Origin of the sequence: Microcoleus sp. A2-C3 (genome assembly GCF_036706065.1) — a bacterium.
Classification (GTDB): domain Bacteria; phylum Cyanobacteriota; class Cyanobacteriia; order Cyanobacteriales; family Microcoleaceae; genus Microcoleus.
Genome location: NZ_JAUBVX010000056.1, coordinates 33,886 through 42,074, shown reverse-complemented (window position 1 = coordinate 42,074; position 8,189 = coordinate 33,886). Strand labels below are relative to the sequence as shown.

Here is an 8,189-nt window from a genome sequence, read left to right as displayed (position 1 = left end):
GGCATAGGGCATAGGGCATAGGGCATAGGGCATAGGGCATAGGGCATAGGGCATAGGGCATAGGGCATAGGGCATAGGGCATAGGGCATAGGGCATAGGGCATAGGGCATAGGGCATAGGGCATAGGGCATAGGGCATAGGGCATAGGGCATAGGGCATAGGGCATAGGGCATAGGGCATACCTCATCTTTCTGAGAACCGCTATATGTCGGCGTCAATAACCTAACAAAAGATATCGAAGACGGAGTACATTTGGTGTTGGATTAGATGGAAAAAAATGGGTTAATTATCTCGAACAATATTCATGATTAGGTGGAAGACTCAATGACTGTAGTTTAGACTAAAAAATGAGTGCAGCTAAAAATAGCGGCCTTTGAATATCCGGCAAGCTGTTACTCAAAAATTCACAAGGTAGAAGATTAAACAGCTAATCTTGAAGACTTTTTGCGCCCTTGAAACCAGTTTTTTCACAGTGGGATAGCACGGTGCCTTAGTACGTACCTTTCCTTTTTCCCAGCCGGGGGATTTTCCCCTATGTTTAGGGATTTTCGTAGGAGTACCAATGTCAACTAAAAGCGACAACATTGCTTAGAGGGAGCAATTTTTTCTTGATTGCCCAAGCCCAACAAGCCTGCATCATGGCGATTCTTTCACGCACTGTCACAGGAGGTTCGAGGCGATCGCTCAACCATCCCCGAAACTTTTCTGCCATCGTTTCGGAAACATCAGGAACAGATTTGTTTCGGAAAAACTCAGAAATATTGTTCTTTGTTGCTGTGTACTTAGCAAAAGTTTGAGGGCTGAGATTACGCTGTTTGTAGGCACAGAAGCGATGGCTTCGCCCCGGCTGACGCCTACGAACAGTTCAGTGACGGCTAAATTGGCCTGTTTTTCTGGTTTATATTTTGCCAGAGTTGCATCAAAATTGTTGCTGGCCATGTCAAGCTCAATCTGCCGAGCCTTGATTTCGGCAGCTTTGCAGTTGATTTGGGTGTAGGGCAAGTTCATGGAAAGCTAAAACCGCTTACCTTGCCAGCGCCAAGCCAGTCTCAACCGATCCTGAAAATTCTCAATCCTGACAGTTCCCGCCACTGGTTTCTCCTTTAAAGCAAACCTCATTTTCAGAGGTTAAAAAGCTGTAACCCGCTTCGCTGACTATCATCGCTGTTTCATCGCTAATCTTGTCAGAGCTTGTCATATTCTGTCACCCTTAATTGAGAATGTCGAATGCAAGCAAATAACTGTAGAAACAACAAAACCTTCTCGTTTGAGAAGGTTTTATCACGATCGGAGCGGCGGGATTTGAACCCACGACCCCTACTACCCCAAAGTAGTGCGCTACCAAGCTGCGCTACGCCCCGACAGCTTTAACAGCTTAGCATGGAATTCCCAAAAAAGTCAAAAAACTTTTAAAACTTTTGCAGCCTGCACCAAACTTGGAACCGCAGCCGGCGGCCAAAAACCCTCGCAGCGACGGCCAGCATTCAAGATCAACTGCACGCTGTAAGCTGCCGGATAGCCTTCTACCTGCACCCAAACCAAATCGCTTTCGGCTTCAATGGCGATTTTTTCCTCGTCCATCAACTCAGAGGCCATTTGACTCATTGTGGCTGCCAATTGTCCCAACAATCGGCAAAAATCGTTTAACTCGGCCTCCGTGAGTTCGATCGCCCAACCCTCCCCAGCCACCAAACCCTGAAACTCCTGGGCCTCTGGGTTCCATCCCAAACGCCAGCCAACACCAGTCTTAATTACACGTTCCATCGATCGATTTTAAATTTTTGATTTGGGATTGATTGGGTGATTTTAGGACTTATCCGCTGCTGTTGAGAAACCGGGTTTTTCTCGCGTTTACTTCGTACCAGGCAGCCGCCGCCCAAAAACTCGGTTTCTAGGCCTCGTCCAAGCTTACGGTGTCAGCAACTTTGCATCTCCCGGCTGCGGCTGCGGTGTTTCGGGGGAAGTCTCGCGCCCTTCGGGTTTTTGGCCCGCCGCCGGTGCGCGCGATGACCCGGAATTTTCCGTAAAAACATCCACCAAAGCTTGAACCAAAGCATCCCGCTGTTTTCTATTTAAACTTTGAATAGCAGTGCGATCGCGTTCCATCGGATTCGATCGCAAAACGTCTTTTCCCGGATACACGCCTTCCACCAAATAATCGGGAGTCGCCCCCAGATAGTCAGCTAAACTCAACTTCCAATCAAAACGGTAATTCGGCGGCCGTCCTTTGACAAACACGTGATATCGAATCAAGCGCCCGACTAAAGTATTGTTGGGATCGACTTTTCCAGTTTCCTTAGAAATGTAGTTATTCTCGATCGGGAAATCGGGCAATTTTTCATATACAAATTTCCAAGCATCTTGCACCCTCAATTGCTGTGGTGCAGATTGTTGAGCAACCAACCGCACAGACGCAGAACTCGCCAACAGCGAAGGTTCCACAGCCGACACACTTAATTTACCCGATTCCAATACCCCACTCAAAAGCGTGAGAATCGCCACACTCAAAGTAACTAACAGAAAACTTAAGCCCAGCTTGAATTTCTTTTTCACGGTTTTGACAATTTCAAAAATAGAATAATTTCATAAACTTACCTACCAGCAGATCTTCTAATTTTTTAGTTGAGAATTTTACGAAAATTAACCCAATTTAGAGCATCCCGATTTGGTAAAGATAGTTTTTATAGTTTTTTCGGAGTGCGAGGCGGAGACTCACTTTTCTGTATCTTTCTACCTCTATTCGGTAGATCAAATAAACCGGATTTTTTGCCCATCCACGCCAGTCTAGTTCAAGAAAGTTTTGAGTTTTGAGTTAACAAAAATTGCTGGCAATTCAACACTCAAAACCCAAAACTGCCGAAGTCTAGATGTCTCCGATAATTTCCGGCTGAGTCAGTTCATCCGACATCTCAAATATCGCCCGCATCACAGGCTTCATCATTTGAGTGTCATCCATATTCTCGAAATCTTCATAGCGGCGGCGTTTGGCGCGATTCGCCACCTGCACCGTGATCCGATAGCGGTTGGATGCAGCACCGATCAACTCTTCCGCCCGACGGGTTAGCTGAGTTGAATCGAAGGTTGGACGCTTAACCATGAGATTACCTACTTTATCTAATGTTACATTCTAGTCTAGTATGTCAAGATTCAAAATTACTAACTGAGTATCATTGCTTATGCAGGCAACAACAGCCTATTCCTTTGGTCACTTGCATCGGGTAAATTCTCATCCCCTCAAATTGGTTGCTTTCGGCGACAGCTTAATCTACGGTTTTGGCGACGGTGTAGGCGGTGGTTGGGTGGAAAGATTGCGGCGCCAGTGGATGTTAACGGAGAGCGCAGGACACGTTTTATACAATTTGGGCGTTCGGGGCGATCGCACCTATCAAGTCGCCCAGCGCCTCGAAAACGAGTTTCGGCACCGGGGCGAGCTCAGAAACCGCGTCCCCGATGCGATTATTCTTTCCGTAGGCCTCAACGATTCGGCGAGGGTGCAGTCGCCTACCGGGCGCAGTTATACTGATTTTGAACATTTTAAAACTGTTTTGGATAATTTGTTAAACCTGTCCCAACAACTTTGTCCGGTGATATTTGTCGGGATGGTGCCGGTGGATGAAAGTAAAATGCCTTTTCAAGATTGTTTGTATTACAGTCATGCTGACCAATATCGGTATAAAGAAGCCACAAAGTTAGCTTGTTTGGAACGGGAAATTCCCTATTTAGATATTTTTGATAAATGGATCGATCGTGGTAATATTTGGTGGCGTTCTTGTCTAACTTCGGATGGTCTTCATCCCAATGCAGCGGGCTATCAATCTTTATTTGAAGATGTGACAAGTTGGGAACCGCTACTCGCGATCGGTCATTAGTCATTGGTCATTGGTCATCAGGGCTAACTTTCCCGGCATTCTGAATGGGCGCTTAGCCTCTAGATTGAGCGAAATTGACCTGAATTGCACCGCTCAAGCGGAAGATTATCAAGCGAAAACTCAAGAAATACTAAAAAGTAACAATCGGTACTTAAAATGGCAAAATCATCCAAAAATTCCCCAGTTAGTCTAGATGCACTTATTCCCCGAGAAGCATTTGAAATTAAAGATCAGTCCGAACGCAATATGGGAAGAAGTATCCTCACTATAGGTATTCGCGATCTAGAACAAAGTTCTTTTTTCTATCCGTTTTTGCGAAAACCGGATTTTCAAAGAGAAACTAATGAATGGGATGCAGCAAAAATTTGCGAGTTTATTGAAAGTTTTTTAGATGGAGATTTAATTCCTGCAGTTATTCTTTGGCGAGGTAGTAGCCACTATTTTGTTGTTGATGGTTCTCATCGACTGAGTTCGTTACTTGCTTGGATTAATGATGATTATGGGGATGGTAAGATTTCTAAACAATTTTATGACGGCAACGTCACAGACGAACAAAAAGAGGCAGCCAAAGAAACTCGCAAACTAATTAAAGAGAAAATAGGAGCTTACAAAGATTATCAATCATTGACTTCACAAGCAGGTCAAGTTAATCCTAAAATGCTGGAAAGAACCAGGAACTTAGGAGCATCAGCGATTTCACTTCAATGGGTTGAAGGCGATGCTAGGAAAGCGGAGGAATCTTTTTTCAAAATCAACCAGAAAGCAGCCCCGATTAGCGAGACTGAGATGAGGTTGCTACAAGCACGTAAAACACCTAATGGTGTGGCTGCGCGTGCGATCGTGAGAAGTGGTAATGGCCATAAATATTGGTCGAGTTTCTCTGAAGATAAACAGGATGAGATTGAAGCAGTAGCCCAAGAAATACACCAACTTATATTTCAGCCCAAACTGTCAAATCCAATTAAAACATTAGACGTACCCATTGTGGGGAATCTTTCATCTTCGGATAAGCTGGAATTGATTTTAGAATTTATAAATATTGTCAATAACATATTAGACGATAATCAGTTGGGAGAAGATTCAACAGGCGAGCAAACTATTGAGCTACTAAAGAAGTGCAAAAAAGTCGCTCAAAGAATTAATAGCGGCGATCCTTCATCTCTCGGTTTACATCCACTTGTATACTTTTACACTCAACAAGGAAAACCCAAAATTGGTTCATTCTATGGGATCGTCAGTTTAATTTTACATTTACAAGAGACTAAATCATGGTCTAAATTGATAAAGGTCAGAAAAGACTTTGAATGGGTAATTTGGAATTATGATATGGTTCCACAACTTGTTGCAAAGAAGAGTGACGCATTACAAGCTAGAGAACTCGTCAGAGACTTCTACTTACAAGTGATTAATAAGTTGTCAGAAGGTAGAGATAAAAAAAATATTATCACAGAAATAAAATCTGGCGATAAAAAATTTGCCACTCTGAAAATTCCAAAGAAAGCCGACAATGGTGAAATTCAAAGTAAAGAATTTTCTCGCGAAACCAAGGCATCTGCTTTTATCAGACAGGCTCTACCGGGCTGCCCAGATTGTAAAATTTGTGGAGGATATCTTCCTACCCGATTTAACAGTATCGACCATATCAAAAGAAAAGCTGAGGGGGGTTTAGGAACTTTAAAGAACGCACAATTAACTCACCCATACTGCAATACTACCTATAAAAATTGAAAAAAATGTGTGTTCGATTTAATCTCTAGCCAAGATATTGTGATCGCCGATACTTAAATTTTAGCGAGAGGCTATTACTTTTTTGTTAAATCAATCTCATGCCATTTGGTATGCACTCACGAGCGCATATCAAGCGGCTTTATCCGTAAATCCTGTTAATTGCAGACACAAGGTAGATAAGGGAGATAAGGAACATAAGGCTTTTAAGGAGTTTAAGCATTTTTAAATCTACACATCGGCTTCAAAATATTTATTTTAAAAGACCCTATCTTCCCCTCGCCACAAATAAAAGCATTCCATAATAGTTACATAACTGAGGAAAAGAGTAAGTTAGGCAGAAATCAATCAGCCTAAAATAAGCTTACTTATCCTTAATAAAAAATTTGTGTAAACTGGAGAATCAAAAAATGTCTGTTTTTCAACGCATCAAATTCGGCACATCTGTTTTATTAACATTGGGAACCGTTGCTGGAACCGTAGCGCCTATCCTAAATCCCGCGCCTGCTTTTGCTCAAACAGCTTTTTCGGATGTTAATAATAACTATTGGGCAAAAGACTTTATTCAAGATTTGTCAGAAAGAGGAATTATCAAAGGATTTCCCGATCGCACTTTCCGCCCGGATGCACTGGTAACACGGGCTGAATTCGCGGCAATGATCCGTTCTGTGAAAAAGGCGAAAACTCGCGGTGCTGTAGGGTTTGCCGATGTTCCGTCTAATTTTTGGGCAAGCGGGGCGATCGCAGAAGCTTATGAAATGGGATGGATGTCTGGCTATCCCGGCAATGTGTTCAGGCCAATGCAGCAAATTCCTCGCGTGCAAGTTGTAGTCGCTTTAAATAACGGACTTGGGTATGAGCCTACTTGCAATTTTCAAGATGTTCTTAGCTACTATAATGATGCGGGTGAGATTCAAAGTTATGCTGTCAAAAGTGTGGCTGCTGCTACTGAAAAACAGTTGGTTGTCAGCTATCCCAATCCTAAATCTCTGAAACCAAATCAGTCATCCACGCGGGCGGAAGTAGCTGCTTTTATCTATCAAACATTAGTCAGTACCAATCAAGCAAAAGCAATTAATTCTCCTTATATTGCTAAGATTAATGTTAGCGATTCTGTGGCTGTGAAAATTCCTAGTGGGGTGACTATTCCTATCGAATACGCCAAAGGCAAGATTTTGCTCGCCCCCAATGACAAGTCTCCGATTACTCTGACTGTGGCTGCGGATATCGCAGGGAGTAATGGCAAAGTGCTGATACCCGAAGGCTCGAAAATTAGCGGCGAATTGCGATCGACTGCTGCGGGCGTTCAGTTTGTGGCCCAAGAATTAAGTATCATCAACGGTAGCAGAGTGCCTCTGAATGCTACTTCGCAAGTGATTACTCGGAAAGAAAGTGTGACTAAGGGCGTGAATGTTGGTAATCTGATTAAGAATACGGCTTTGGGTGCAGCAGCGGCGGCGGCGATTGCAGGAGTTACGGGCGATCGGGCGATCGCAACTGAAGAGGTACTAGGTGGCGCGGGAGTCGGGACTTTAGTCGGAGTCTTTTTGGGGCGAGATAAAGTTGATTTATATGCTGTTAATCCTGATACTGATTTAAATTTGCTGTTGAATTCTGACTTGGTATTTGGCACTGCAAACACAGGCATTTGTAGCACTCGATAGAAGGAAGTTCGGCAGCGGATTTTGTAACGGATGTAACGGATGTAAAGATCAGTGACGCACGCTGATCTCAGAAACCGGGTTTCTTTGTGGATTTATTGTTACTAAACCAAAAAACTCGTAGAAACCCGGTTTCTAGCCCCTGGCGCTATCTCAGAAACCGGGTTTCTTTGTGGATTTATTGTTACTAAACCAAAAAACTCGTAGAAACCCGGTTTCTAGCCTCTCGTACATAATTCCTGTAACTTTAAATTTCTACGGACATCCTAAACTTTCTCGCGTAGAAACTCCCGTCACGGGATTGACACCATCTGCTTTTTCGCACATCATTGTTACTTGATAAGCGTCGATAATCGCGTCTGTAAAATCAGCGCCGGAAATTGCCGCATCAAAAAACCGAGTTCGAGTCATAATTGCTTCGGTGAAATTAGCATTCGTCAAATTAGCGCCATCAAATGTAATTCTATCTGCCAAAGCACCGGAGAGATTCGCACCTGACAAGTTGGCCTTCCACAAAACTCCCTTAGTCAAAATCGCATTGGTTAAATCTGCGCCTTGAAAGTTGGTTCCCCGCATCTCAGCAGCGACGAATGTTCCGCCCGCTAAGTCAGAATTGGAGAAATCGCGATCGGACAAATTAATATTTGTATAATTAATAATTTTTTTCGGTAGCGCAAATGCCGGAGTAGCACTCAGCATTACCCATCCAAAGGCTAACGCTACACTTAAAATTAGGCTCAGCAAAACTCGGAATACACTTTTCATAGATTTTTTACTCATGGTATTTTACTAATGATTAAGTTACAAATAGACATTACATGAGAGGGCGGGTTTTGCATTGATTAACTCGCTTTTACCAGAGATTCTACGCTTAACCCGCCCCTACAATTTACCGCGAAATAAATATTTTTTTGCGTTTACCTACTTAATGACT

General features: G+C 43.3%; 8 protein-coding genes, 1 tRNA gene and 1 pseudogene. 3 read left to right on the top strand and 7 right to left on the bottom strand.

Annotated elements, in window-relative coordinates; genetic code table 11:
- Window positions 1-565: 565 nt before the first annotated feature.
- The 6 genes and pseudogenes from QUB66_RS24370 to QUB66_RS24345 all read right to left on the bottom strand — a co-directional run.
- Window positions 566-769 (bottom strand): annotated as a pseudogene (locus QUB66_RS24370) (hypothetical protein); the annotation flags it as partial.
- Window positions 685-1,008, bottom strand: coding sequence for a hypothetical protein (locus QUB66_RS24365; protein WP_332970013.1), 324 nt, complete (start codon window positions 1,006-1,008; stop codon window positions 685-687). The pseudogene QUB66_RS24370 and the gene QUB66_RS24365, both read right to left, overlap by 85 nt.
- A gap of 279 nt (window positions 1,009-1,287) precedes the next feature.
- Window positions 1,288-1,361 (bottom strand) — tRNA-Pro (locus tag QUB66_RS24360).
- A 37-nt stretch (window positions 1,362-1,398) separates the two neighbouring features.
- The gene (locus tag QUB66_RS24355; RefSeq protein ID WP_332970012.1) at window positions 1,399-1,764 is read right to left on the bottom strand and encodes a DUF1818 family protein; all 366 of its coding nucleotides are present in this window, start codon (window positions 1,762-1,764) and stop codon (window positions 1,399-1,401) included.
- 144 nt (window positions 1,765-1,908) lie between these two features.
- The gene (locus QUB66_RS24350; RefSeq protein WP_332970011.1) at window positions 1,909-2,553 is read right to left on the bottom strand and encodes a hypothetical protein; all 645 of its coding nucleotides are present in this window, start codon (window positions 2,551-2,553) and stop codon (window positions 1,909-1,911) included.
- 310 nt (window positions 2,554-2,863) lie between these two features.
- The gene (locus tag QUB66_RS24345; RefSeq protein ID WP_106148190.1) at window positions 2,864-3,097 is read right to left on the bottom strand and encodes a DNA-directed RNA polymerase subunit omega; all 234 of its coding nucleotides are present in this window, start codon (window positions 3,095-3,097) and stop codon (window positions 2,864-2,866) included.
- 79 nt (window positions 3,098-3,176) lie between these two features.
- Here QUB66_RS24345 and QUB66_RS24340 point away from each other — a divergent pair, with 79 nt between their 5' ends.
- From QUB66_RS24340 to QUB66_RS24330, 3 genes are all read left to right on the top strand, one after another.
- Window positions 3,177-3,869, top strand: coding sequence for a GDSL-type esterase/lipase family protein (locus QUB66_RS24340; protein WP_332970010.1), 693 nt, complete (start codon window positions 3,177-3,179; stop codon window positions 3,867-3,869).
- 156 nt (window positions 3,870-4,025) lie between these two features.
- Window positions 4,026-5,597, top strand: coding sequence for an HNH endonuclease family protein (locus QUB66_RS24335; RefSeq protein ID WP_332970009.1), 1,572 nt, complete (start codon window positions 4,026-4,028; stop codon window positions 5,595-5,597).
- 407 nt (window positions 5,598-6,004) lie between these two features.
- Window positions 6,005-7,258, top strand: coding sequence for an S-layer homology domain-containing protein (locus QUB66_RS24330; protein ID WP_332970008.1), 1,254 nt, complete (start codon window positions 6,005-6,007; stop codon window positions 7,256-7,258).
- A gap of 252 nt (window positions 7,259-7,510) precedes the next feature.
- Here QUB66_RS24330 and QUB66_RS24325 read toward each other — a convergent pair whose 3' ends face one another.
- The gene (locus QUB66_RS24325) at window positions 7,511-8,035 is read right to left on the bottom strand and encodes a pentapeptide repeat-containing protein (RefSeq protein ID WP_442923320.1); all 525 of its coding nucleotides are present in this window, start codon (window positions 8,033-8,035) and stop codon (window positions 7,511-7,513) included.
- Window positions 8,036-8,189: the final 154 nt, after the last annotated feature.

Excerpts from the sequence above, each read along its gene's own strand:
- QUB66_RS24365 (WP_332970013.1), bottom strand. The coding sequence starts at position 1,008 with ATGAACTTGCCCTACACCCAAATCAACTGCAAAGCTGCCGAAATCAAG.
- QUB66_RS24355 (WP_332970012.1), bottom strand. The coding sequence starts at position 1,764 with ATGGAACGTGTAATTAAGACTGGTGTTGGCTGGCGTTTGGGATGGAAC.
- QUB66_RS24345 (WP_106148190.1), bottom strand. The coding sequence starts at position 3,097 with ATGGTTAAGCGTCCAACCTTCGATTCAACTCAGCTAACCCGTCGGGCG.
- QUB66_RS24340 (WP_332970010.1), top strand. The coding sequence starts at position 3,177 with ATGCAGGCAACAACAGCCTATTCCTTTGGTCACTTGCATCGGGTAAAT.
- QUB66_RS24335 (WP_332970009.1), top strand. The coding sequence starts at position 4,026 with ATGGCAAAATCATCCAAAAATTCCCCAGTTAGTCTAGATGCACTTATT.
- QUB66_RS24330 (WP_332970008.1), top strand. The coding sequence starts at position 6,005 with ATGTCTGTTTTTCAACGCATCAAATTCGGCACATCTGTTTTATTAACA.
- QUB66_RS24325 (WP_442923320.1), bottom strand. The coding sequence starts at position 8,035 with ATGAGTAAAAAATCTATGAAAAGTGTATTCCGAGTTTTGCTGAGCCTA.